The following is a 24,131-nucleotide window of genomic DNA, read 5'->3' as shown; positions in this document are numbered from 1 at the left end:
ACGGGGTTTCAATCCTTACAGGAGCATCAAAAATGGGTCGTTCAATGTTCAAGGTGGCATCGTTGATGGCCGCCGCAGGGCTGGTGGCAGCGGTGGCCGCACCGGTGCAGGCACAGGAAACCAAGATCGCCCTGGGCATGTCGGGCTGGACGGGCTTTGCGCCCCTGACCCTGGCGGACAAGGCCGGCATCTTCAAGCAGCACGGCCTGGAGGTGGAGTTGAAGATGATTCCCCAGAAGGACCGTCACCTGGCCCTGGCCTCCAAGGCCATCCAGTGCGCGGCCACCACGGTCGAGACCCATGTGGCCTGGAACGCCAACGGCGTGCCCATCGTGCAGATCTTCCAGATGGACAAGTCCTATGGCGCCGACGGCCTGGCCGTGCGCAACGACATCAAGGGCTTTGCCGAGCTCAAGGGCAAGACCATCGGCGTCGATGCCCCGGGCACCGCCCCGTATTTCGGCTTGGCCTGGATGCTGAGCAAGAACGGCATGAGCCTGAAAGACGTGAAGGTCACCACGTTGGCGCCGCAGGCCGCAGCCCAGGCCTTCGTGGCCGGGCAGAACGACGCCGCGATGACTTACGAACCCTATCTCTCGACCGTGCGCTCCAACCCCACGGCCGGCAAGATCCTGGCCACCACGCTCGACTACCCGATGGTGATGGACACCGTGGGCTGCGACCCGGTGTGGCTCAAGGCCAACCCCAAGGCCGCCCAGGCCCTGACCGACTCGTACTTTGCCGCGCTGGAGATGATCAAGAACGACCCGGCCAAGTCGAACGAGCTGATGGGCTCGGCCGTCAAGCAGACGGGTGAGCAGTTCGCCAAGTCGTCGGCCTACCTGCGCTGGCAGGACAAGGCGGCCAACCAGAAGTTCTTCGCCGGCGAACTGACCAGCTTCATGAAGGATGCCACCACCATCCTGCTGGAGGCCGGCATCATCCGCAAGGCGCCCGAGAACCTGGTCGTCACCTTTGACGCGAGCTTCATCAAATAAGCCATGAGCCGTTCGCAAGCCATGCCTTCCGCCCTGGCCAGCCCCGTGGCCACGGCACCCCGCCGGCGCAGTCATTGGGCGCCGCTCGAACCCGTCAGCCTGCGCGCGCGCTGGCTGCTGGGGCTGGGCTTCTTTGTGGTGTTCGTGCTCGGGTGGGCCGGCTTCACCCTGGGTGGTTTTGTCTCGCCTACCTTTTTGGCCAGCCCGGTCACCATGGCCCAGGAGGCCTGGCTGCTCTTCACCGAGTACGGCTTCCACAAGGACATTGGCATGACGGTGTGGCGCGTGCTGGGCGGCTTTGTGCTGGCCGCGGTGATTGCCGTGCCGCTGGGCATCGCCATGGGCGCCTACAAGGGGGTCGAGGCCTTTTTCGAGCCCTTTGTCTCGTTCTGTCGCTACCTGCCGGCCTCGGCCTTCATCCCCTTGCTGATCCTGTGGGCCGGCATCGGCGAGCTGCAGAAGGTGCTGGTGATCTTCATCGGCTCGTTCTTCCAGATCGTGCTGATGGTGGCCGTGATCGTGGGCGGGGCCCGCAAGGACCTGGTCGAGGCGGCCTACACCCTGGGCGCCAACGGCCGGGGCATCGTGCGGCGCGTGCTGATCCCGGGGGCCGCCCCCGAGATCGCCGAAACCCTGCGCCTGGTGCTGGGCTGGGCCTGGACCTATGTCATCGTGGCCGAGCTGATCGGATCCTCATCGGGCATCGGGCACATGATCACCGACAGCCAGGCCTTGCTCAACACCGGGCAGATCATCTTCGGCATCATCGTCATCGGGTTGATCGGCCTGGTGTCCGACTTCGCTTTCAAGGCCCTGAACCGGCGCCTGTTCGTGTGGAGCTTCTTCAAATGAGCCAGTTGTCCATCCAGGGCGTCTCGCGCGTCTTCGAGTCCAGCCGCGGCCAGCGCACCCAGGCCTTGTTGCCGGTCGATTTCGAGGTGCGCGACAACGACTTCGTCACCATCCTGGGCCCCTCGGGCTGCGGCAAGAGCACCTTGCTGCGCATCGTGGCCGGCCTGGACCACCCCAGCACCGGCCGCGTGCTGCTCGACGGCCAGCCCGTGCAGGGCCCGGGTGCCGACCGGGGCATGGTGTTCCAGAGCTACACGCTGTTCCCGTGGCTGACCATCGAGCAGAACGTGCGCTTCGGCCTGCGTGAGCGCGGCATGAGCGAGGCGGCGCAGAAGGAGCGTGCCGATTTCTTCATCGCCCGCGTCGGCCTGCGCGGCTTCGAGCAGCATTTTCCCAAGCAGCTCTCGGGCGGCATGCAGCAGCGCACCGCGATTGCCCGCGCCCTGGCCAACGACCCCAAGATCCTGCTGCTCGACGAGCCCTTCGGTGCCCTCGACAACCAGACCCGGGTGCTGATGCAGGAGCTGCTGCTGGGCATCTGGGAGGCCTCGCGCAAGACCGTGCTCTTTGTCACCCACGACATCGACGAGGCCATCTTCATGGCCAACCGGGTGGCCGTGTTCAGCGCCCGGCCCGGGCGCATCAAGACCGAGCTGGCGGTGGACTTTCCGCACCCGCGCCACTACACGATCAAGACCAGCCCCGAGTTCATGGCCCTCAAGGCCCGCCTGACCGAAGAGATCCGGGCCGAGTCCATGGCCGCGGCCGAGCACTGAGGCTGCCAGCCGTCTACGATAGCGCCCCATGTCACCCACGCCCGCCAGCCGCCGCAAGGCCTCGTCCCATCTGCCGTCCCCCTCGGTGGCCGCCGTGCCGCTGACCGCGTCCACCTCGCCCATGCCGCCGGCACTGGCGCTGTACCAGCAGATCAAGGACCACATCTCGCGCAAGATCCAGGACGGCTCCTGGCCGCCGGGCCACCGCCTGCCGTCCGAGCACGAGCTGGTGGCGCAGTTCGGCATCTCGCGCATGACCGTCAACCGCGCCTTGCGCGAGCTGACTGAGCAGGGCCGGGTGGTGCGGGTGGCCGGGGTGGGCAGTTTCGTGGCCGAGGAAAAGCCCCAGTCCACGCTGCTGCAGATCGCCAACCTGGCCAGCGAGATCCGCCAGCGGGGTCACGACTACCGCTGCGAGGTGCTGGTGGTGGAGCGCATCTCCGCCTCGCTGGAGGTGGCAGCAGCCCTCGATTTGCGCCTGGGCGACTCGGTCTTTCATTCGCTGTGCGTGCACCTGGAAGACGGTGTGCCCGTGCAGCTGGAAGACCGCTACGTCAACCCCCGCGTGGTGCCCGACTTCGGCGCGCAGGATTTCAGCCTGCAGCAGCCCTCCGAGTACCTGGTGCGCAACGTGCCCTTCGACCAGGTCGAGCACGTGGTGGACGCCGTGCTGCCCACGGCTGAGCAGGCCGAGCGCCTGGCCATGGTGCCGACCCAGCCCTGCCTGCTGCTGACCCGCCGCACCTGGACGCGCGGCGTGCCGGTGACGGTGGTGCGCTGCCTGCACCCGGCCTCGCGTTACCGCCTGGGCAGCCGTTTCAGGGCCGACGGCAACCCCGTCTTCGGCTGAGCCGGCCGCACCCCCGACAGACGGCCCATTTTTCGTTTCGGACAACTTGTATAGACAGGATGGTCAACATGACATCAGACACCGCATCCACCCCGGCACCCACCCCGACATCCGCTGCCGCCGAGCTGCTGCTGGAGCCCGGCCGCGTGAGCCTGGCCCAGTGGCGCCGCATCGCGGCCGGCGGCCTGACGCTGCGCCTGCACGAATCGGCGCGCACCGGCCTGCTGGCGGCCCAGCGCTGTGTGCAGCGCATCGTCGATGAAGACCAGGTGGTCTACGGCATCAACACCGGCTTCGGCAAGCTGGCCAGCACCCGCATCGCCCACGAACGCCTGGCCGAGCTGCAGCGCAACCTGGTGCTGTCGCACAGCGTGGGCACGGGCGAGCCGCTGCCCGCGCCGGTGGTGCGCATGGTGCTGGCCTCCAAGGCGGTCAGCCTGGCGCGGGGGCACTCCGGGGTGCGGCCCGAACTGGTGGACGCGCTGCTGGCGCTGGCCAATGCCGATCTGTTGCCGGTGATCCCGGCCAAGGGCTCGGTGGGCGCCTCGGGCGACCTGGCCCCGCTGGCCCACCTGGCCTGCGTGCTGATCGGCGAGGGCGAGGTGCTGCTGCCCGAGGGCGGGCGCCTGGGCGGTGCCCAGGCCCTGGCGCGCATCGGCCTGCAGCCCTTTGTGCTGGGCCCCAAAGAGGGGCTGGCGCTGCTCAACGGCACCCAGGTGTCCACGGCGCTGGCGCTGGCTGGCCTGTTCGGCGCTGAAGAGGTGTTGGCCGCCGGCCTGGCGGCGGGGGCCCTGTCGCTGGAGGCCATCAAGGGCTCGGTCAAGCCGCTGGATGCACGCATCCATGCCGCCCGGGGCCAGCCCGGGCAGATCGCGGTGGCCGCGGCCCTGCGCGAGTTGCTGGAGGGCAGCGACATCGTGCATTCGCACGAGCACTGCGGCCGCGTGCAAGACCCGTATTCGATCCGCTGCGTGCCTCAGGTGATGGGCGCCTGCCTGGACAACCTGCAGCACGCCGCCCGCGTGCTGCAGACCGAGGCCAATGCCGCCTCGGACAACCCGCTGGTGTTCGACAACGGCGATGTGATCTCGGGCGGCAACTTCCACGCCGAGCCGGTGGCCTTTGCGGCCGACATCATCGCGCTGGCGGTGGCCGAGATCGGCGCCATCTCGGAGCGCCGCATGGCCTTGCTGCTGGACACCGGCCTGTCGGGCCTGCCGGCCTTTCTGATCCGCGACAGCGGCGTCAACTCGGGCTTCATGATCGCCCAGGTCACGGCCGCGGCGCTGGCCTCGGAAAACAAGTCGCTGGCCCACCCGGCCAGTGTCGACAGCCTGCCCACCTCGGCCAACCAGGAAGACCATGTCTCCATGGCCACCTTCGGCGCGCGCCGCCTGGCCGAGATGGTGAACAACACCGCGGTGGTGGTGGGCATCGAGGCCATGGCCGCCGCCCAGGGGCTGGATTTCCAGCGCCCGCTGAAGAGCTCGCCCGCGGTGGAGGGCCTGATGGCCGGCATCCGCCAGCGCGTGGCCTTTCTGGAGCAGGACCGCTTTCTGGCCCCCGACATCGAAGCCATGCGCGGGTGGGCCCGCCAGACCGATTGGCCGGCCTGCCTGAAGCGCGTCTGGCCCAGCGAGCAGGCCACCGCCCTCTGAGCCGATCCCATCCTTCTTTCTGTGCACCGTCTTTTCTGGAGTGTTGACCATGAATGCCAATGACAAACTCATCGCCGCCACGGCCTCTGCTGCCGACCCCCGCCACGACCCCAGCCGGGTGATCCGCGCCCCGCGCGGCACCGAGAAAAGCTGCAAGAGCTGGCTCACCGAGGCGGCCTACCGCATGATCCAGAACAACCTGGACGCCGAGGTGGCCGAGCGCCCGCAAGACCTGGTGGTCTATGGCGGCATCGGCCGGGCCGCCCGCGACTGGGCCTGTTACGACGCCATCCTGGAGAGCCTGCGCCAGCTCAACGACGACGAGAGCCTGCTGATCCAGTCGGGCAAGCCCGTGGGCGTGTTCAAGACCCACGAGAACGCCCCGCGGGTGTTGCTGGCCAACTCCAACCTGGTGCCCAAATGGGCCAACTGGGAGCACTTCAGCGAGCTCGACCGCAAGGGCCTGTTCATGTACGGCCAGATGACGGCCGGCAGCTGGATCTACATCGGCACCCAGGGCATCGTGCAAGGCACCTACGAGACCTTTGCCGAGGCAGGCCGCCAGCACCACGGCGGCAGCCTCAAGGGTCAGTGGATCGTCACTGCCGGCCTGGGCGGCATGGGTGGGGCCCAGCCCCTGGCCGCCACCTTTGCCGGGGCGGTGTCGCTGAACATCGAATGCCAGCAGGCCAGCATCGACTTCCGCCTGCGCACCCGCTACCTCGACAAGCAGGCGCGCGATCTGGACCACGCCCTCGAACTGATCGCCCAGCACACGGCCGCCGGCGAGGCGGTGTCCATCGGCCTGCTGGGCAATGCGGCCGAGGTGCTGCCCGAACTGGTGCGCCGGGCCCAGGCCGGTGGCCCCAGGCCCGGCCTGGTGACCGACCAGACCTCGGCCCACGACCTGGTCAACGGCTACCTGCCGGCGGGCTGGAGCGTGGCCCAGTGGCGTGCCGCCCAGCAGGACCCGGCCCAGCATGCCGCCCTCAAGAAGGCGGCCGCCCAGTCGTGTGCCCGCCATGTGCAGGCCATGCTCGATTTCCAGGCCCTGGGCGTGCCGGTGGTCGATTACGGCAACAACATCCGCCAGGTGGCCTTCGATGAGGGCGTGCAGAACGCCTTCGACTTCCCGGGCTTTGTGCCGGCCTACATCCGTCCGCTGTTCTGCGAGGGCAAGGGCCCGTTCCGCTGGGTGGCCCTGTCGGGCGACCCGGAAGACATCTACAAGACCGACGCCAAGATCAAGGAGCTGTTCCCCGAGAACACCCATGTGCACCGCTGGCTCGACATGGCCCGCGAGCGCATCAGCTTCCAGGGCCTGCCGGCGCGCATCTGCTGGCTGGGGCTGGGCGAGCGCCACAAGGCGGCGCTGGCCTTCAACGAGATGGTGCGCACGGGCGAGCTCAAGGCGCCCATCGTGATCGGCCGCGACCACCTGGACACCGGTTCGGTGGCCAGCCCCAACCGCGAAACCGAAAGCATGAAGGACGGCACCGACGCCGTCAGCGACTGGCCGCTGCTGAACGCGCTGCTCAACACGGCGGGGGGCGCCACCTGGGTCAGCCTGCACCACGGTGGGGGCGTGGGCATGGGGTATTCGCAGCATTCGGGCGTGGTCATCGTGGCCGATGGCAGCGCGGCCGCCGACCAGCGCCTGGCCCGCGTGCTCTGGAACGACCCGGCCACCGGGGTGATGCGCCATGCCGACGCCGGCTACGAAAGCGCCCAGGCCTGCGCCCGGCGCAACGGCCTGAACCTGCCCATGCTCAAGGGTTGAGGACCGGGGTCATCGGAAACATCGAAAGACGCGCCCATTCCCATGGCCTGGGAATGGGGTCTTGGCGCCCGGGACATGGCGCCAGATACTGCAAGGCAATCAACGCTTCAGCGCTCACCCCATTCCCATGACTGCCGGATCTGACACCACCCCCGCCACCGACCGCGCCCTGCAGGTGCTGTCGGTGCTGGCGCAGCACCGCGAGCCCATGAGCGCGCTGGAGCTGAGCGCCGCCACGGGGCTGGCCAAGAGCACGCTGTACCGCCAGATCGCCACCTTGCGGCGCTGGGGGTTTGTCATGGAGGTGGATGGCCGCTACGGCCCGGGCCCGGCCAGCGTCGAGTTGGCCTGCGGCTTTGACACCAACTCGCGCCTGGTGCAGTGCGCCCGGGCCGATCTGCAGGCCCTGGCCCGCCTCAGCAGCGAGAGCGTGGCCCTGGTGGCGGTGCTCAATGAGCGTGCGGTGTGCCTCGAAATGGTGGACAGCGTGCAGTCGCTGCGCTGCTCCTTCGACAAGGGGCGCAGCGTGCCGCTGCGCGACGGGGCCAGCGCCAAGTGCCTGCTGGCCCACCTGCCCGAGGCCCAGCGCGAAGCGGCCCTGGAGCGGCTGAACCTCGGCGCCACCGAGCAAGCGGCCCGGCGCAGTGAGCTGGCGCTCATCCGCGAGCGCGGCCATGCCATCACCGCCGGCGAAGTCGATGCCGGTGTCTGGGGCGTGAGTGCGCCCCTGCTCGATGGCCAGCGCCAGCTGCACGGTGCCATCACCCTGATGGCACCGACCTTGCGTATCGATGGCCGCGAGGCCGCCTTTGTGCACATGACCCTGGTCACCGCAGCGCGCATTGCCCGTGCGCTGCAGGGCCCGTGAATCTGTCTTCCCCCCGCGTTGTTTCCCTCCAACCTCACAGGATCTGCCCCATGAACTTCCGCCGCCAACTCCTCCTCGCCACCCTGGCCCTCAGCAGCTTTGCCGGCCTGCACGGCGCCGCCAGCGCCCAGACCGATGTGCTGCACGTGGCCACCGACGCCACCTTTCCGCCCATGGAGTACGTGGACAACGGCAAGCGTACCGGCTTCGATGTCGAGCTGGTGGAGGCGGTGGCCGCCGCCATGGGCAAGAAGGTCGAGTGGGTGGACATCGACTTCAAGGGCCTGATCCCGGGTCTGATCTCCAAGCGCTTCGACATGGCCGTGTCGGCCATCTACATCACCGACGAGCGCAAGAAGGTGGTTGATTTCAGCGAACCCTACTTTGCCGGTGGCCTGGTCACCATGGTCAAGGCGGGCAGCGCGATGAAGGCGCCCATCGACCTCAATGGCAAGAAGGTGTCGGTGCAGGTGGGCACCAAGTCGGTGGCCTTTGTGAAGCAGGCCTTCCCGCAGGTGCAGCTGGTCGAGGTCGAGAAGAACCAGGAGATGTTCAACCTGGTGGACATCGGCCGGGCCGACGCCCTGGTCACCGGCAAGCCCGCGGCCTTCCAGTACATGCGCACCCGCCCGGGTCTGCAGGTGCTGGAGCCCCAGCTGACCACCGAGGAGTACGGCATGGCCCTGCGCAAGGACACGCCGGAGCTGACCCGTGCCGTCAACGCCGCGCTGGCCAAGCTCAAGGCCGACGGCAGCCATGCGCGCCTGGTGGCCAAGTGGTTTCCGGCCGGCAAATGAGGGGCTGAGCGCTCCCTGACTGAAGGCACTCCACCCCATGGACTTCGATTTCTCCCCCGTCTGGGCCGGCTGGCGCGATCTGCTCAACGGCGCGGCCGTCACGGTGCAGATCACCGCCTGTGCGCTGCTGCTGGGCTGCGTGCTGGGCCTGCTGGCCGGCCTGGGCCGCCTGCGGCGCGGCAACCCGCTGGTCTACGGCCTGTGCACGGCCTATGTGGCGCTGATCCGCGGCACGCCGCTGCTGGTGCAGCTGTTCATCCTGTTCTTCGGCCTGCCGCATTTCGGGCTGCTGCTGCCGGCCTTTGTGTGCGGCGTGCTGGGCATGGGCATCTACTCGGGCGCCTATGTGTCGGAGATCGTGCGCGGGGCCATCCAGTCGGTGGACCGCGGCCAGATGGAGGCCGCCCGCTCCATGGGCATGTCCTACAGCCAGGCCATGCGCAGCGTGATCCTGCCGCAGGCCGTGGTGCGCATGATCCCGCCCCTGGGCAATGAGTTCATTGCCCTGATCAAGAACTCGGCCCTGGTGTCGCTGTTGACCATCCACGACGTGATGCACGAGGGGCAGAAGATCATCAGCGTGTCGTACCGGTCGCTGGAGGTGTATCTCGCGATCGCGGCGGTGTATTTCGTGCTCACGGGGCTGACCACCCTGGCCCTGCGGCACATCGAACAGCGCCTGCGCGCCGGAGGCATGGTGCAATGACCCAGACCCTGCAACAGACACCGGCCCAGACCCAGGGCCAAGAACCCATCCTGCGCATCCGCGGCCTGGGCAAGCGCTACGGCGACCACGTGGTGTTGAAAGGCATCGACTTCGAGGTGCAGCCCTCGCAGGTGGTGGTGGTGATCGGGCCCAGCGGCTCGGGCAAGAGCACCTTCTTGCGCTGCTGCAACGGGCTGGAGCAGCCCGAGCAGGGCAGCGTCGAGATCGTGGGCCACACCCTGGTGCGCGAGGGCCAGATGCTGGCCGAGCGCGAGCTGAACGCCCTGCGCACCGAGGTGGGCATGGTGTTCCAGTCGTTCAACCTGTTCCCGCACCTGTCGGTGCTGGGCAATGTCACGCTGGGCCCGCGCATGCTGCGCGGCCTGAGCGCCGCCCAGGCCGAGGCCGAGGCCCGTGAGCTGCTGCAGAAGGTGGGCCTGTCGGCCAAGGCCGATGCCATGCCGGCCAGCCTGTCGGGCGGCCAGAAGCAGCGCGTGGCGATTGCCCGTGCCCTGGCCATGCGTCCCAAGGTGATGCTGTTCGACGAGCCCACCTCGGCCCTCGACCCCGAGCTGGTGGGCGAGGTGCTGCAGGTCATGAAGCTGCTGGCCAGCGAAGGCATGACCATGATGGTGGTCACCCATGAGATGGGCTTTGCCCGCGAGGTGGCCGATGTGGTGGTGGTCATGGACGGCGGCGGCATCGTCGAGGCCGGCGACCCGGCCACCGTGTTCGGTGCCCCGCGCCAGGAGCGCACCCGGCAGTTCCTGCACGCCGTGCTGAGCCGCTCATGAGCCCAGAAGCCTCTTCAGATCTGCATCGCTTCGACCGCCGCACGCTCCAGGCCATGCCCTGGAAGAACGGCGGCGGCGTGACGCGCGAGATCGTCTGCCAGCCGCCGGGCGCGGGGCTGAACGCCTTTGACTGGCGGGTCAGCATTGCCCACATCGCCAGCGACGGGCCGTTCTCCCGCTTCGAAGGGGTGGACCGCGTGATCACGCTGCTCGAAGGGGCCGGCGTGCAGCTCACATCCGGCGATGGCGCGGTGGCGCACCGCCTGGCCACACCGTGGCAGCCCTTTGCCTTTGCCGGCGAGGTCGCCATCGACAGCCGCCTGCTGGGCGGCCCCTGCGACGATTTCAATGTGATGACGCGGCGCGAGCGCTGCCGCGCCTCGGTCACCGTGTTGCGCGGCGATGTGGGGCAGGCCTTGCCCTCGTCACCGGCCGGCCTGCTGATGAGCCTGCGGGGGGCTTGGCAGCTGTGTGGCGCTGAAACCGTGGCGCTGGCACCCGGGCAGGGCCTGTGGTGGCAGGCCGGGGCAGGGCGTTTCGGCCCCTGGCGGCTGACGGCCGACGGGCCGCAGGCCGCGCTGATCGCGGTGTTGATACAGGAGGTCTGACCATGCGGGGTTCTGTGCACGCCAGTGCCGATGGTTTGTGGTTCAACCTGCGGGTGGCGCCCGGTGCGCTGACGGTCGACAGCCCGCCCGACAGCGATGCCCTGCTGGTGCAGGGGGGGCAGATCGCCTGGGTCGGGCGCCTGGCCGATGCGGTGCTGCCGCCCGCCACGCCCCGGCACGACGCCGGGGGCTGCTGGCTCACGCCCGGCCTGATCGACTGCCACACCCACCTGGTGTACGGCGGCCAGCGGGCGAATGAATTCGCGCTGCGCCTGGCCGGTGCCAGCTACGAAGAGGTGGCTCGCGCCGGCGGCGGCATCGTCTCCAGCGTGCGGGCCACCCGCGAGGCCAGCGAGGACGAGCTGCTGGCCAGTGCCAGCGCCCGCCTGCAAAGCCTGCTGGCCGAGGGGGTCTGTGCCGTCGAGATCAAATCAGGCTATGGCCTGAGCCTGGCGCACGAGCGCAAGCAGTTGCGCGTGGCGCGGCGCCTGGGTGAGCTGCATGGCCTCACGGTGCGCACCACCTTTTTGGGCGCCCATGCGCTGCCGCCCGAGTACGCGGGGCGCAGCACCGATTACATCGAGCTGGTGTGCCGCGAGATGCTGCCCGCGCTGGCGGCCGAAGGCCTGGTGGATGCGGTGGATGTGTTCTGCGAGCGCATCGCGTTCTCGCTGGCCGAGACCGAGCAGGTGTTTCAGGCCGCGCAGGCCCTGGGCCTGCCGGTGAAGCTGCATGCCGAGCAACTGTCCGACATGGGCGGGGCGGCGCTGGCGGCGCGCTATGGCGCGCTGTCGTGCGACCACATCGAGCACCTGTCGGCCGAAGGCATCGCCGCCATGCGCCGTTCGGGCACGGTGGCCGTGCTGCTGCCCGGTGCCTTCTACACCTTGCGCGACACCCAGGTGCCCCCCATCCAGGCCTTGCGCGAGGCCGGCGTGCCCATGGCCGTGTCCACCGACCACAACCCGGGCACCTCGCCGGCCCTGAGCCTGCTGCTGATGGTCAACATGGCCTGCACGCTGTTTCGCCTGACCGTGCCCGAGGCCCTGGCCGGGGTGACCCGCCACGCCGCCCAGGCGCTGGGCCTGCAGGACAGCCATGGCCTGATCGGGCCGGGGCGGCCCGCCAACTGGGTGCTGTGGCCCGTGGGCGAGGTGGCCGAGCTGGCCTACTGGCTGGGCCAGCGCCCCCGGCCCACCGTGGTGCGCCAGGGCTGCATCACCCAGACCCCTTGATTCGACTTGAGAAAGCCTGCATGAGCACCAGCATGAGCGCCACCACCTTGTTTGCCCCCCACGCCCTGCTGCCCGAGGGCTGGGCCCGCGATGTGTTGCTGCAGTGGGATGCGGCCGGTGTGCTGCAGCAGGTGCAGCCCGGTGTGGCCGCGCCGGCCGGTGTGGCCCAGGCTGCGGGACCCGTGATCCCGGGCCTGCCCAATCTGCATTCCCATGCCTTCCAGCGCGGCTTTGCCGGCCTCACCGAGCAGCGCAGCAGCCCAGGGCAGGGGGGCGAGGCCGACAGTTTCTGGAGCTGGCGCACCCTGATGTACCGCTTTGCGGGCAGCCTGACGCCCGAGCGGCTGGAGGCCATCGCCACCTGGCTGTACCTCGAAATGTTGGAGGCCGGCTACACCTCGGTGTGCGAGTTCCACTACGTGCATCACCAGGCCGACGGCCAGCCCTATGCCGACGACGCCACGCTGGCGCGCTGCCTGTTGCGGGCGGCCGAGCGCACGGGCATGGGCATGACGCTGCTGCCCGTGCTCTACCAGAGCGGCGGTTTTGGCGGGCAGGCGCCGCACGGCGGGCAGCGGCGCTTTCTGCGCAGCACCGACAACCTGCTGCGGCTGCTGCACACCTTGCAGGGCGAGCTGAACCGCGGCCTGCATGGCCGTGGCACCCGACTGGGCCTGGCGCCGCACTCGCTGCGCGCCGTGCCCCCCGACAGCCTGCGCGAGGCCGTGGCCGGCCTGACGGCGCTCGACCCCGCGGCCCCCATCCACATCCACATCGCCGAGCAGACCCGCGAGGTGGACGATTGCCTGGCCTGGAGCGCGCGGCGCCCGGTCGAATGGCTGCTGGAGCATGCACCGGTGGACCGGCGCTGGTGCCTGGTGCACGCCACCCACATGACCGAGGCCGAGTACCGGGCCGCAGCGGCCAGCGGCGCGGTGGCCGGCCTGTGCCCCAGCACCGAGGCCAATCTGGGCGATGGCCTGTTCGACCTGCCTCTGTGGCGCGACGCTGGCGGCGCCTGGGGCGTGGGCTCGGACAGCCATGCCTGTGTGAATGCGGCCGAAGAGCTGATGCTGCTGGAGTACGGCCAGCGCCTGCAGCGGCACGAGCGCAATGTGCTGGCCAGTGCCCGCCAGCCCGGGGTGGCCACGGCCATGACCCTGCAGGCGGTGGCCGGTGGCGCCCAGGCCTGTGCCCGCCCGGTGGCCGGCCTGGCGCCGGGCCAGCGCGCCGACTGGGTGGCGCTGGACCCGCAGCACCTGGCCCTGGCCGGCTTGCCCGCACCCGACATGCTGTCGGCCCACGTCTTCGGCAGCCACCGCAGCTCGGCCGTGGCCGAGGTGCGGGTGGGCGGGGTGCCCCGTGTGCAGGCCGGCCGCCACGCCTTGCATGACGAGGCGGCACGGGCCTTTGTGCAGGCCCGCCGCGAACTGCTGGAAAGCACCTGACATTCTCCTTCCCAGGCCCAACCATGACCGCTTTCACCACCGACCAACCCGCCTTCCGCTTCTACCAGGGGCATCGCCCGCTGTTGATCTCCATGCCCCATGTGGGCACCTATGTGCCGCCTGCGCTGGCCCAGCGGCTGACGGCCGAAGCCCGGCAGGTGCCCGACACCGACTGGCATCTGGAGCGGCTTTACGCCTTTGCCCGCGACATGGGGGCCTCGATCCTGGTGGCCACCCATTCGCGCTATGTGATCGATCTGAACCGCCCACCCGACGGCGCCAGCCTGTACCCGGGCCAGAGCGTGACCGGCCTGTGCCCGGTCGACACCTTTGACGACACCCCGCTGTACGTCGACGGCCAGGGCCCGGATGAGGCCGAGATCGCGCAGCGCCGCGCGGCCGTGTGGGCGCCTTACCATGCCTGCTTGCAGGCCGAGCTGCAGCGCCTGCGTGCCGCCCATGGCGTGGCCCTGTTGTGGGACGCGCACTCGATCCGCTCGGTGCTGCCCCGCTTCTTCGAAGGCAAGCTGCCCGACCTGAACCTGGGCACCGCCGACGGCGCCAGCTGTGACCCGGCGCTGGCGCAGCGCCTGCTGGCCATCGCCCAGGCGGCTCCGGGGCACACGGCCGTGCTCAACGGGCGCTTCAAGGGCGGGCACATCACGCGCCATCACGGCCAGCCGGCCCAGAACATCCATGCGGTGCAACTGGAAATGACCCAGTGCAGCTACATGCAAGAGGCATTGCCTTTTGACTACCTGCCGGAGGTGGCAGCCCGCATCCAGCCCACCGTGCAGCAATTGATTGAAGCCATGTTGGCCTTTGCCGAGGCCGCCTGATCCGGTTGTTCGGGCAGAGCATGGGGTAACCCAGGTGCTTGATGGGCTGCTGCGAGCTGGGGCATGATCCACGCCGCTTGTACCCCACCAGGAGACCCCATGTTCGAAGGCATTCTGATCACCAAGGACGACGCCGGCTACCGCGCCCAGTTGCAATCCATCGACGAGGCGCAACTGCCCGAGGGCGATGTGACCGTGCAGGTGGCTTGGTCCACCCTCAATTACAAGGATGGCCTGGCCATCACCGGCCAATCGCCCGTGGTGCGGCGCTTTCCCATGGTGCCGGGCATCGATTTCGCGGGCACCGTGATCGCCAGCAGCCATGCCGGCTGGAAAGTGGGTGATCAAGTGGTGCTCAACGGCTGGGGCGTGGGCGAAACCCACTGGGGTGGCCTGGCCGGTGTGGCCCGGGTCAAGGGCGACTGGCTGGTGCGCCTGCCTGAGGCCTTCAGTGCCCGCCAGGCCATGGCCATCGGCACCGCGGGCTACACCGCGATGCTGTGCGTGATGGCCCTGGAGCGCCACGGCATCCGGCCGGGCGACGGCGACATCCTGGTCACCGGTGCGAACGGCGGCGTGGGCAGTGTGGCCCTGGCCTTGCTGGCCCGGCTGGGCTACCGCGCCGTGGCCTCGACCGGCCGGCCGCAAGAGGCCGAGCATTTGAAATCCATCGGCGCGGCTGATGTCATCGACCGGGCCGAGCTGGCCGCGCCCGGCAAAGCCCTGGGCAAGGAGCGCTGGGCCGGCGTGGTGGATGCCGTGGGCAGCCACACCCTGGCCAATGCCTGCGCCGGCACCCGCTACGGCGGCGCAGTGGCCGCTTGCGGCCTGGCCGGGGGCATGGATTTCCCGGCCACCGTGGCGCCCTTCATCCTGCGTGGGATCACCTTGTATGGCATCGACAGCGTGATGGCCCCGCTGGCGCTGCGCCAGCAGGCCTGGGCACGTCTGGCCCGCGATCTGGACCCGGCCTTGCTGGAGGCCTTCACCCGCGAAATCCCCTTGGCCCAGGCCCCCGCCGTGGCGGCGGATCTGCTGGCGGGGCAGGTGCGTGGGCGTGTGGTGGTGCGTCTCGGGGCTTGATGCCTCCACCGGGGCCTTGACCCCGGCTTTTTGCGGCTATTCGGGTGGATCCCGGGAACAGACGGGCTTTTCTTTCGCTTTTCCGTTCGTCATTTCTTATCCGGCGTGTTACGAAATGTGTTGATATGAAACATAAATGAACTTAAGATGGCGCCATGTAAAAGGCACACCCGTGCGAAAGCCGGGGTCGCAAAGCCACCGGTCTAAGCCCTCAGGGGTATGACAGCGGGGTTGCCAAGCCCCTGTGGCTTCTTCTGCGAAGCCCACCTGGATCCCCAGGTCCCAGAAGCCGGCAACCCCTCAGCCCGGTGTCCTGGCTTCCCTTCTTTTGATGGCTGTGCCTCCCGTCCAACTGACCGGAGAGTGCCGTGGCCTCATTGATCCCATTCCAAAATTTGCGTTCTGCGCCTGCCGCCTGTGGCCTGGCACTGAGTGCCATGACTTTGCTGCTGGCCGCTTGCGGTGGCGGTGATGGCGGCACGACGGCCAGCCCTTCGGTCAGCGCCACCACCACCTTGTCGGCTGCGGTCGACACGCTGCCGGATTCGGTGGCTTCACAGACTGTGCTGCCCAGCTTCCACCTGGCACCGGTGCAACTGCAGGCGCCGGACGATGTGGACGCCTCCGGCTCGGGCGCTTCGGCCCAGTTGGCACCGCGTGTGCAGTTGGTGCCCGCCGAGCTGGCCGGCCTGAGCAGCCGTCGCCTGACGCCCGAGGCCATGACCCAGGCCAAGGCCTTGGGGGTTTCCGCCAACGCGCAGTCCGATGACTCGACCGCCAAGGCAGGCTCCGCCGTGGTCACGTACTCGCCGGCCCAGATCCGCGCGGCCTATGGCCTGCCGGCCACCCCGGCCGCGGGTGCCAGCCTGACGGCCGCGCAAGCCGCCCAGCTGGGCGCCGGCCAGACGATCTACATCGTCGACGCCATGCACAACCCGAACGTGGCCGCCGAGCTGGCCGCCTTCAACAGCAAGTTCGGCCTGCCCACCTGCACCACCAAGGCCATCGCCACCAACGCCACGCTGCCGCTGGCCGCACCGTCGAGCGCGGCTTGCGAGCTGTCGGTGGTGTACAGCAACACCAGCGGCGCCATGACCGCGACGGCACCGGCCTACGATTCGGGCTGGTCGACCGAGATATCTCTGGACGTTCAGTGGGCCCACGCGATTGCGCCGTTGGCCCGTCTGGTGCTGATCGAAGCCCCGGATTCCAGCGTGAACAGCCTGCTGGCGGCCGTGGGCCTGGCCAACAAGATGGGCCCGGGCGTGGTGTCGATGAGCTTTGGCGCCAACGAAGGCAACTGGACCGCCTCGGCCGACAGTTACTTCAGCACCGCCAACATGACCTACCTGGCGGCGGCGGGTGACTCGGGTGCTGGCGTGAGCTGGCCGGCCGTGTCGCCCAAGGTGCTGGCTGTCGGCGGTACCTCGCTGACCTACAGCGGCACGGGCAGCCGCAGCGAAGTGGTGTGGAGCGGTTCGGGCGGCGGCACCAGCGCCTACACGGCCCTGCCCAGCTACCAGACCAGCGCCGTGCCGGGCCTGGGCACGGTGGCGCGTCGCACCGTGTCGGATGTGGCCATGAATGCCAACCCCAACACCGGTCAGTATGTGGCGGTGATCGCTGCGGGCAGCAGCACCACCCAATGGGTCAGCGCCGGTGGTACCAGCATGTCGACCCCGCAGTGGGCGGCGCTTGTCGCGGTAGCCAACGCCATGCGTGTGCAGACCTCCAAGGCCCTGTTGGGCGCACCGCACTCGGTGTTGTACGGTCAGATCTCGGTGAACGCCAGCAGCTATGCCGGCGCCTTCCTGGACGTGACCTCGGGCAACAACGGCACTTGCGCCACCTGCAGCGCACACGCCGGCTTTGACACCCCCACCGGCCTGGGCACGCCCAATGGCAGCAACCTGCTCAGCGTGCTCAGTGGCGCCACGGTGACCAACCCGCCCGTGGTGGCTTCGGCCAGCATCAGCGGCCAAGTGGGCACCGCCCTGTCGTTCACCGTGTCCGCTTCGGCCCCCAATGCCGTGACCTACAGCCTGACGGGCGCTCCGAGCGGCATGACCATCTCCACCGCTGGCGTGGTCAGCTGGCCCACCCCGGTGGCGGGCACCTATGCCGTGACCGTGGTCGCCAAGGACAGCAAGACCGGTCTCAGCGGCCAGGGCGTGTACACCGTGACGGTGACGGCACCGGTGGCCCCCACCGTGACCGCCGCCACTGTCAACGGCACGCCGGGCACAGCCCTGTCGTTCACCGTGAACGCCACCGGCGCCAATGCCCTGAGCTACAGCCTCAGCGGTGCCCCCACCGGCATGAGCATCAACGCCAGCACCGGCGTGGTGAGCTGGACCAGCCCGGTGCTGGGCACTTACAGCGTGACCGCCATCGCCAAGGACAGCAAGACCGGCCTGACCGGCCAGGCCGTCTACACCGTGAAGATTGCGGCCTCCACCACGACCAGCGGCGGTTTGTCGGTCAATGCCCCAGCCATCACCGGCACGGCTGGCAAGGCCGTCAGCGGCACGATCACGATCACGGATTCGGGCGTGAGCTGGGTCTCGGTGTCGATCTCCGGTGCTCCGCTGGGCATGTCGTTCTCGATGACAGGCCTCACCGTGACCGCCAACTGGGCCAGTCCGGTGACCGGCAGCTACACGCTGACGGTGGTGGTCAAGGACTCGGCCGGCCGCACGGTGCAAGTGCAGATGCCGGTGACCATCAAGTAAGCAATCGCTGGTCTCTCAAGAGCGGCGCCAGGGATTCCCTGGCGCCGTTTTTTTGGGGCTCGGCTGCGGTTCAGCGGCAGCTCAGGTCCAGGGGCTGGCCTTCCCAGGCACTCTGGCGCACCGGCCCCTGGCCCGGGCAGCTGTAGCTGAGGACCAGAAACTTGCGTTGATTGGGCGCGGGGTCACCGCACAGGCCGTTGTTCACCGTGAGCACCGGGATGGCCTGGTTGGCCAGGGCCCGGGCGATGCCGGCGCGGGCGTCACAGGCCCGCTCGGCCGTGCCATAGCGGGCCTCGTGCAGGGTGATGGGGGCTGCGGGGGCGGGGTATGAGCCCGGCCAGTTCGGGGCGGCACCCGCCGGCCAGGGGGTCTGGCGAGCGGCGGCCAGGCCATCGGCATAGCCCTGGTCGTAGCCGCGCCGGTAGGCCTCGCTCTGGGCCTGGGCCAGAGGGGCGAGCAAGAGCAGGCTGAGTCCGGCGAAGAGCAGGGCCCCTGGCAAGGGGCGGCGTGGGCGCAAAAGCATGGCAATCTTTCAGGCCCGCCAGGAGGATGGAGGATCAGCGGGCTTGCAAGCTCAATGCACGGCGCGCAGGGCGGGTTGACGCCCGAGCTGTATCAACTTGTGAGCTACGTGGTGTGGCTTACACACCCAGGTACTGATCGAGCAGGGCCGGGTTGGCGCGCAGTTGCTCGGAACTGCCTTCGAAGGCGACCTGGCCTTTCACCAGGATCACATTGCGGTTGCTGATCTGGGTGACGTGCTTCCAGTTCTTGTCGACGATCACGCTGCTGATGCCGCTTTCGCGGATCAGGCCGCAGATGCGCCAGATCTCGCGCGCGATCAGGGGGGCCAGGCCCTCGGTGGCTTCGTCGAGGATCAGCACGTCGGGGTTGGTCATGAGGGCGCGGCCGATGGTCAGCATCTGCTGCTCGCCGCCCGAGAGTTGCTGGCCGCCGTGGTTGAGGCGCTCGGTCAGGCGCGGGAAGGTTTCCAGCACGCGCTCGTAGGTCCAGTCGCGCTGGCCTCGGGTGCCGGCGCGGGCCGCCATCTGCAGGTTCTCTCGCACGCTGAGGTTGCCGAAGATGCCGCGCCCCTCGGGCACGTAGGCGATGCCCAGACGCGACACCTCGTAGGGCGAGCGGCCGGTCATGGCGCGGCCGGTGATGTTCACCTGGCCCGAGCGCGGCTTGACCAGGCCCATGATGCTTTTCAGCAGGGTGCTCTTGCCCATGCCGTTGCGGCCCATCAGGCCGATGGTCTCGCCACGCGCCACCGTGAAGCTGAGGTCGCGCAGGATGTGGCTGGCGCCGTAGTAGGTGTTGAGGCCCTGGGCCTGGATCAGCAGTTCGGTGGAGGGGCTCATTCGTCGGCTCCAAGGTAGGCGGACTGCACCAGCGGGTCGGCGCGCACCTCGGCCGGGCTGCCGCTGGCAATGCGCTGGCCGTTGACCATCACGGTCAGGCGGTCGGCCAGGGTGAAGACGGCGTCCATGTCGTGTTCGACCAGCATCATGGCGTGGCCGGGCTTGAGGCGCAGCAGCAATTCGACGATGCGTTCGGCCTCGGCCACGCCCATGCCGGCCAGGGGTTCATCGAGCAGCAGCACCTGCGGCTCGGTGGCCAGGGTCATGGCGATCTCAAGCTGGCGCTGCTCGCCATGGCTGGCGGCGCCGGCGATGGCCTGGCGGCGGGGCTGCAGGCCGGCCAGCTCCAGGGCCCGCTCGGCGCGCTCGTTGATGGCGGCGATGCTGTCGGCGCGCTTGAGCCAGCGCCAGGCCTGGGGGCTGCGCGACTGGGCGGCCAGGCGGATGTTGTCCCACACGCTCAAGGGGGCAAAGATGTTGGTCTTCTGGTAGCTGCGGCCCAGGCCCTGGCGCGAGATGCGTTCGGCCGACCAGCCTGTCACGTCCTGCCCGCCCAGGGTGATGCGACCGTCGCTGGGGGGCAGGTCGCCTGACAGCAGGTTGGTCAGGGTCGACTTGCCAGCCCCGTTGGGCCCGATCACGGCATGGATGCAGTTGCGCCAAAGGTCGAGTTCGACCTGGTTGACGGCGGCCAGGCCGCCGAAGCGGCGGGTCAGGCCGCGCGCACTCATCAGTACTTCGGGGTGAGGTGTGGCGTTCACGGTTGCTCTCCAGAGGTCCCTTTGCTGCTGCGCTGGGTGAGGCCCAGCAGACCCCGCGGCGCGAACACGATCAGCGCGACGATGAACAGGCCCATCCACAGTTGCCAGTGCTTGCCGGTGTCAAAGCCACCGATGGCGGGCAGGTCCTTGAACAGGTCCAGCAGCAGTTCGAAGGTGAAGGCGCCGACGATGGCACCGGCAAAATTGCCCATGCCCCCCAGGATGACCATCATGATGGCGTGCGCGCTCATGTGAAAACCCATCAGCTCGGGGTTCACATAGCCGCTCTGGGCACCCCAGAGGTAGCCTGCCAGGCCGGCCAATGCGCCTGCCAGGGTGAAGGCCGCCAGCTTGTAGCCAAAGGTGCCAAAGCCCATGGCGCGCATGCGGTGCTCATTGATGCGGATGCCGGCCAGGGCCCGGCCGAAGGGGCTCCAGAGCAGGCGACGCAGAAAGGCATAGACGGCCACCAGAAAGAACAGCGTGAAGTAGTAGAAGCTCAGCTTGTTCTCGAGGTCGAAGGGCAGCCAGCCCGCGATGGCGGCATCGGGCTTGAAGTTGATGTACAGGCCATCCGAGCCGCCCAGCACCTTGTTGTCGAAGAACAGATAGAACACCATCTGCGCAAAGGCCATGGTGACCATGATGAAGTAGATGCCATGGGTGCGCACCACAAAGAAGCCGATCACCAGCGCCGCCAGCGCCGAGGCCGCCACGGCCACCGGCAGCGTCCACCACAGGCTGGCGGGCTCGCCCGCGGGGGTGATGAAGGCCAGCGCATAGCCGGCCAGCCCGAAATAGGCCGCATGCCCCAGGCTGACCAGGCCGGTCACGCCCTGCAGCAGGTCCAGGCTCATGGCGAAGATGGCCAGGATCATCATGCGCGCCACCATCTGCACGTAGAAGTCGCTGCCCACGAAGGGGAAACTCAGCAGGGCCAGCAGGCCCAGGGCCAGCGCGGCCTGCAGGCCGCGGGGCAGGGTTTCGAGACGGGCACGGGGGGCAGACATCAGGTGGGCTCCGGGCGATTGTCAGAGGGAGTGTCAGAGAGTCGGGCAGGGCGGTTCAGGTGGGGGGACTTGGGCTTCATTGCTTGAACAGCCCTTCGGGCTTCCACAGCAACACGGCCGCCATCAGCATGTAGACCAGCATGCCCGAGACCTGGGGCAGCAGCACCTTGCCAAAGGTGTCCACCAGGCCCACCAGCAGGGCCGCGATCAGGGCGCCACGCACCGAACCGATGCCACCGATGACCACCACCACAAAGCACATGATCAGCACCTGTGAGCCCATGTTGGGGTAGACGCTGGCGATGGGCGCGGCGATCATGCCGGCCACGGCGGCCAGGCCCACGCCCAGCGCGAACACGATGGCATGGATCAGCCGGATGTTGATGCCCAGCGACTCGGCCATGTCGCGGTTGAAGGCCCCGGCCCGGATCTTCATGCCCAGCCGCGTGCGCGAGATCAGCAGGTACAGGCCCAGCGCCAGCAGCAGGCACAGACCCGACATGAACAGGCGGTAGGCCGGGTAGGAGAGGGTGTCGGTCAGCGGCAGTGACCAGTCCAGCGCCTTGGGGATCTCCACGCCGTGCACGTCATCGCCCCACAGCAGCGAGCGCAGTTCTTCAAAGACGTAGATCAGGCCGAAGGTCAGAAGCACCTGGTCCAGGTGGTCGCGCTGGTAGAAGTGGCGGAACAGCAGCCATTCGAGCGCCAGGCCCAAAGCCACCGACAGCAGGGCACCGAGCACGATGGCCAGCGGCAGGCTGCCCACCTGGGCGCTGAGCCACCAGGCCAGGTAGGCCCCCAGCATGTAGAAGCTGCCGTGGGCCAGATTGACCACGCCCATGATGCCGAAGATCAGGGTCAGGCCGGCTGCCAGCATGAACAGCAGCAGGCCGTACTGCACGCTGTTGAGCAACTGGATCAGAAGGTTGGCAAGGTCCATGGCAGGGCGGGGTGTGAGGGGGGGATCAGGTGTGGCGGCGCGACATCAGCAGCAGGCCACCCATGAGGGTGAACAGGCCGCCCGAAACGCGGTTGAACCACTGCATGCGGCTGCTGGAGCGCAGCGCCGGTGCCAGCCGGGCCACGCCCAGGGCGCAGCCGGAGAGCACGGCAAACTCAAAACTCACGAAGGTGCCGGCCAGCAGGCTGAATTGCGGCAGAAAGCTGGCCGTCGGGTTGATGAACTGCGGAAAGAAGGCCGTGAAGAACAGAATGGCCTTGGGGTTGCTGCCGCCCACCATCAGGCCTTGCAGGTACAGCCGAGCATAGGATTGCGGGCGGCGCTGGCCGTCCGGGTCGGTGGCCTGGGGGGAGAACACGGTGGCCCGGCTGCGAAAGGTCTTGATGCCGAGCCAGATCAGGTAGGCCGCACCCACGCTCTTGAGGATCAGGAAAGCGGTTTCCGAAGCCGCCAGCAGGGCACCCAGGCCCAGTGCCGAAAGCAGCATCACGCCCAGCACGGCGGTGACACTGCCGGCCACCGAGGCCAGGGCGCGGCGCGGGCCATGCTGCAGCGAGTTGGTCATGCACATGAGCATGGTGGGGCCGGGCGACAGCACGAGCAGGGCGACGGCGGCAAGGTAGAGCAAAAAGGTGCTGAGGGTCATGGTGGTGGGTGAAACAAGAATGAGGCAAGCGCGGGTCGTGGCCACCGGGTGCGGGCGCACGAAGGACTGGCCGGCGCTCCAATCAGAGCGCTGGTCACATCATTCTTGCAAATACCGGGCCCCTGTGGGCAGGCCGCCTCTGCCGGATCAACCCAGCCGGCAACCCGCGCCGCTGTCGGCCAGGGCCTTGGCCGCCACGCCGAGCACCTTGTTCTCGCCTTTTTCAACCACCCGCAGGTAGATGTCCTGCACCGGGTTGTGGGCCCGGCTCATGGTCCACTTGCCGCGTGGGCTGTCGATCACCGCCGATTCGAGCGCCTTGTACAGCGCCGGCTTGCTCCCGCTCAGGTCGCCCTTGACGGCATTGGCGCCTTGCACCAGCAGCAGGCCGGTGTCGTAGCCTTGCACGGCATACACGTCGGGCTGCATCTTGAAGGTCTTGGCGTAGTCGAGGCGGAACTGCTTGTTGCGCGGCGTGTCCAGCGAGTCGCTGTAGTGCATGGTGGTGATCACGCCATCGGCCGCCGGGCCGGCGGCCTCGATCACACCTTCGGTCAGGAAGCCCGATCCGTACAACGGGATCTTGCCCTTGAGGCCTGCTGCGGCATAGTCGCGCATGAACTTGGCGGCGCCGCCGCCGGCAAAGAAGCAGGCCACGGCGTCGGGTTTGAGGGCCGCGATCTCGGTCAGCAGGGCCTGGAACTCGACGTTGGGGAAGGGCAGGCCCAGCTCCTTGACGATGGTGCCGCCGGCCTTGGTGTAGCTCTCCTTGAAGCCCTCGTAGGCCTCGTCACCGGCGGCGTATTTCCAGGTGATCCAGACCGCCTTCTTGTGGCCGCGGCCCACCATGGCGGCACCCAGCGCCTGGGTGGGTTGGGCGTTGGTGAAGCTGGTGCGGAACACGTTCGGGGCGCACAAGGCCCGGGTGGCCGCGTGCACGCCGGCGTTGGGGATCAGGCTGAGCACGCCGCTGTCGCGCGCCACCTTCTGGATGCCCATCTGCACGCCCGAATGCACGGTGCCGATCAGCACATCCACCTTGTCGCGCTGGACCAGCTTGTTGGCGTTTTCGATGCCCTTGGCAGGCTCCGACTCATCGTCGACCTTGAAGTACTCGATCTCACGCCCACCGAGCTTGCCACCTTGCTCATTGATGGCCATGCGCACGCCGTTTTCAATGGCCACGCCCAGTTGGGCATAGGTGCCGGTGTAGGGCAGCATGAAACCCACGCGCAGCTTGCCGGTTTGGGCTCGGGCCAGTTCGGGCAGCCACAGGCCGCTGGACGCTGCACCCACCAGGGCTGCGCTGCGGCTGAGGATCAGTCGGCGTGAGGTCATGTGTTGTCTCCTGTTGTCGGTTTGCAA

At 68.4% G+C, this 24,131-nt stretch carries 23 protein-coding genes and 1 riboswitch; of the genes, 16 read left to right on the top strand and 7 right to left on the bottom strand.

All coding sequences use genetic code 11. The features are described 5' to 3' along the window. Positions 1–32: 32 nt before the first annotated feature. The 16 genes from L880_RS0109345 to L880_RS0109270 all read left to right on the top strand — a co-directional run bounded on the left by L880_RS0109345 (position 33) and on the right by L880_RS0109270 (position 18,024). Complete coding sequence (locus L880_RS0109345) at positions 33–998, top strand: ABC transporter substrate-binding protein (protein ID WP_027475455.1); 966 nt, start codon at positions 33–35, stop codon at positions 996–998. Between the two features lie 3 nt (positions 999–1,001). Next, positions 1,002–1,850 (top strand): ABC transporter permease, encoded by an 849-nt coding sequence (locus L880_RS0109340; protein WP_027475454.1) that lies wholly within the window; start codon positions 1,002–1,004, stop codon positions 1,848–1,850. Further along, positions 1,847–2,626: an ABC transporter ATP-binding protein gene (locus L880_RS0109335; RefSeq protein ID WP_019575348.1), complete on the top strand. Its 780-nt coding sequence runs from the start codon at positions 1,847–1,849 to the stop codon at positions 2,624–2,626. The genes L880_RS0109340 and L880_RS0109335 overlap by 4 nt, the downstream gene beginning before the upstream one ends. 121 nt (positions 2,627–2,747) lie before the next feature. Further along, positions 2,748–3,476 (top strand): histidine utilization transcriptional repressor HutC, encoded by a 729-nt coding sequence (gene hutC / locus L880_RS0109330; protein WP_084461194.1) that lies wholly within the window; start codon positions 2,748–2,750, stop codon positions 3,474–3,476. A 59-nt stretch (positions 3,477–3,535) separates the two neighbouring features. Then, positions 3,536–5,134, top strand: coding sequence for a histidine ammonia-lyase (gene hutH / locus L880_RS0109325; protein WP_027475452.1), 1,599 nt, complete (start codon positions 3,536–3,538; stop codon positions 5,132–5,134). Positions 5,135–5,183: 49 nt separating this feature from the next. Then, positions 5,184–6,914 (top strand): urocanate hydratase, encoded by a 1,731-nt coding sequence (hutU, locus tag L880_RS0109320; RefSeq protein WP_027475451.1) that lies wholly within the window; start codon positions 5,184–5,186, stop codon positions 6,912–6,914. A 127-nt stretch (positions 6,915–7,041) separates the two neighbouring features. Continuing rightward, positions 7,042–7,782: an IclR family transcriptional regulator gene (locus L880_RS0109315; RefSeq protein ID WP_027475450.1), complete on the top strand. Its 741-nt coding sequence runs from the start codon at positions 7,042–7,044 to the stop codon at positions 7,780–7,782. Between the two features lie 50 nt (positions 7,783–7,832). Continuing rightward, the gene (locus L880_RS0109310; protein ID WP_027475449.1) at positions 7,833–8,579 is read left to right on the top strand and encodes a transporter substrate-binding domain-containing protein; all 747 of its coding nucleotides are present in this window, start codon (positions 7,833–7,835) and stop codon (positions 8,577–8,579) included. Between the two features lie 37 nt (positions 8,580–8,616). Further along, positions 8,617–9,285, top strand: coding sequence for an amino acid ABC transporter permease (locus L880_RS0109305; RefSeq protein WP_019575342.1), 669 nt, complete (start codon positions 8,617–8,619; stop codon positions 9,283–9,285). Continuing rightward, positions 9,282–10,079 (top strand): amino acid ABC transporter ATP-binding protein, encoded by a 798-nt coding sequence (locus L880_RS0109300; protein ID WP_043329021.1) that lies wholly within the window; start codon positions 9,282–9,284, stop codon positions 10,077–10,079. Before L880_RS0109305 ends, L880_RS0109300 begins: the two co-directional genes overlap by 4 nt. Further along, a complete protein-coding gene (locus L880_RS0109295; RefSeq protein ID WP_043329019.1) occupies positions 10,076–10,687 on the top strand; it encodes a HutD/Ves family protein in 612 nt (203 codons plus the stop codon). The genes L880_RS0109300 and L880_RS0109295 overlap by 4 nt, the downstream gene beginning before the upstream one ends. 2 nt (positions 10,688–10,689) lie before the next feature. Beyond that, positions 10,690–11,922: an imidazolonepropionase gene (gene hutI, locus L880_RS0109290; RefSeq protein WP_027475446.1), complete on the top strand. Its 1,233-nt coding sequence runs from the start codon at positions 10,690–10,692 to the stop codon at positions 11,920–11,922. A gap of 32 nt (positions 11,923–11,954) precedes the next feature. Next, positions 11,955–13,370 carry a formimidoylglutamate deiminase gene (locus tag L880_RS0109285; protein ID WP_027475445.1) on the top strand — a complete coding sequence of 472 codons (1,416 nt, stop codon included), beginning with the start codon at positions 11,955–11,957 and terminating at the stop codon, positions 13,368–13,370. A gap of 23 nt (positions 13,371–13,393) precedes the next feature. Further along, entirely contained in the window at positions 13,394–14,209 is an 816-nt protein-coding gene (hutG, locus tag L880_RS0109280; protein WP_027475444.1) for an N-formylglutamate deformylase, read from the top strand. 99 nt (positions 14,210–14,308) lie between these two features. Further along, on the top strand, positions 14,309–15,292 hold the full coding sequence (gene acuI / locus L880_RS0109275; RefSeq protein WP_027475443.1) for an acrylyl-CoA reductase (NADPH): 984 nt from the start codon (positions 14,309–14,311) through the stop codon (positions 15,290–15,292). Between the two features lie 153 nt (positions 15,293–15,445). Continuing rightward, positions 15,446–15,531, top strand: a riboswitch (cyclic di-GMP riboswitch). Positions 15,532–15,729: 198 nt separating this feature from the next. Next, on the top strand, positions 15,730–18,024 hold the full coding sequence (locus L880_RS0109270; RefSeq protein ID WP_051443199.1) for a putative Ig domain-containing protein: 2,295 nt from the start codon (positions 15,730–15,732) through the stop codon (positions 18,022–18,024). Positions 18,025–18,094: 70 nt separating this feature from the next. On the opposite strand, the gene L880_RS0109265 is transcribed toward L880_RS0109270, so the two are convergent. The 7 genes from L880_RS0109265 to L880_RS0109235 form a co-directional block, all read right to left on the bottom strand. Then, positions 18,095–18,547: a hypothetical protein gene (locus tag L880_RS0109265; protein ID WP_027475441.1), complete on the bottom strand. Its 453-nt coding sequence runs from the start codon at positions 18,545–18,547 to the stop codon at positions 18,095–18,097. 118 nt (positions 18,548–18,665) lie between these two features. Next, entirely contained in the window at positions 18,666–19,388 is a 723-nt protein-coding gene (locus L880_RS0109260; RefSeq protein WP_027475440.1) for an ABC transporter ATP-binding protein, read from the bottom strand. Continuing rightward, positions 19,385–20,119 (bottom strand): ABC transporter ATP-binding protein, encoded by a 735-nt coding sequence (locus L880_RS0109255; RefSeq protein ID WP_043329015.1) that lies wholly within the window; start codon positions 20,117–20,119, stop codon positions 19,385–19,387. The genes L880_RS0109260 and L880_RS0109255 overlap by 4 nt, the downstream gene beginning before the upstream one ends. A gap of 26 nt (positions 20,120–20,145) precedes the next feature. Next, positions 20,146–21,159, bottom strand: a complete 1,014-nt coding sequence (locus L880_RS0109250; protein ID WP_027475438.1) for a branched-chain amino acid ABC transporter permease — start codon at positions 21,157–21,159, stop codon at positions 20,146–20,148. Positions 21,160–21,235: 76 nt separating this feature from the next. Next, positions 21,236–22,099: a branched-chain amino acid ABC transporter permease gene (locus L880_RS0109245; RefSeq protein ID WP_027475437.1), complete on the bottom strand. Its 864-nt coding sequence runs from the start codon at positions 22,097–22,099 to the stop codon at positions 21,236–21,238. A gap of 25 nt (positions 22,100–22,124) precedes the next feature. After that, on the bottom strand, positions 22,125–22,766 hold the full coding sequence (locus L880_RS0109240; RefSeq protein ID WP_027475436.1) for a LysE family translocator: 642 nt from the start codon (positions 22,764–22,766) through the stop codon (positions 22,125–22,127). A gap of 147 nt (positions 22,767–22,913) precedes the next feature. After that, on the bottom strand, positions 22,914–24,104 hold the full coding sequence (locus L880_RS0109235; protein WP_027475435.1) for an ABC transporter substrate-binding protein: 1,191 nt from the start codon (positions 24,102–24,104) through the stop codon (positions 22,914–22,916). Positions 24,105–24,131: the final 27 nt, after the last annotated feature.

Origin of the sequence: Curvibacter gracilis ATCC BAA-807, assembly GCF_000518645.1 — a bacterium.
Lineage (GTDB): Bacteria > Pseudomonadota > Gammaproteobacteria > Burkholderiales > Burkholderiaceae_C > Curvibacter > Curvibacter gracilis.
This window is presented reverse-complemented; position numbering and strand designations above follow the sequence as displayed.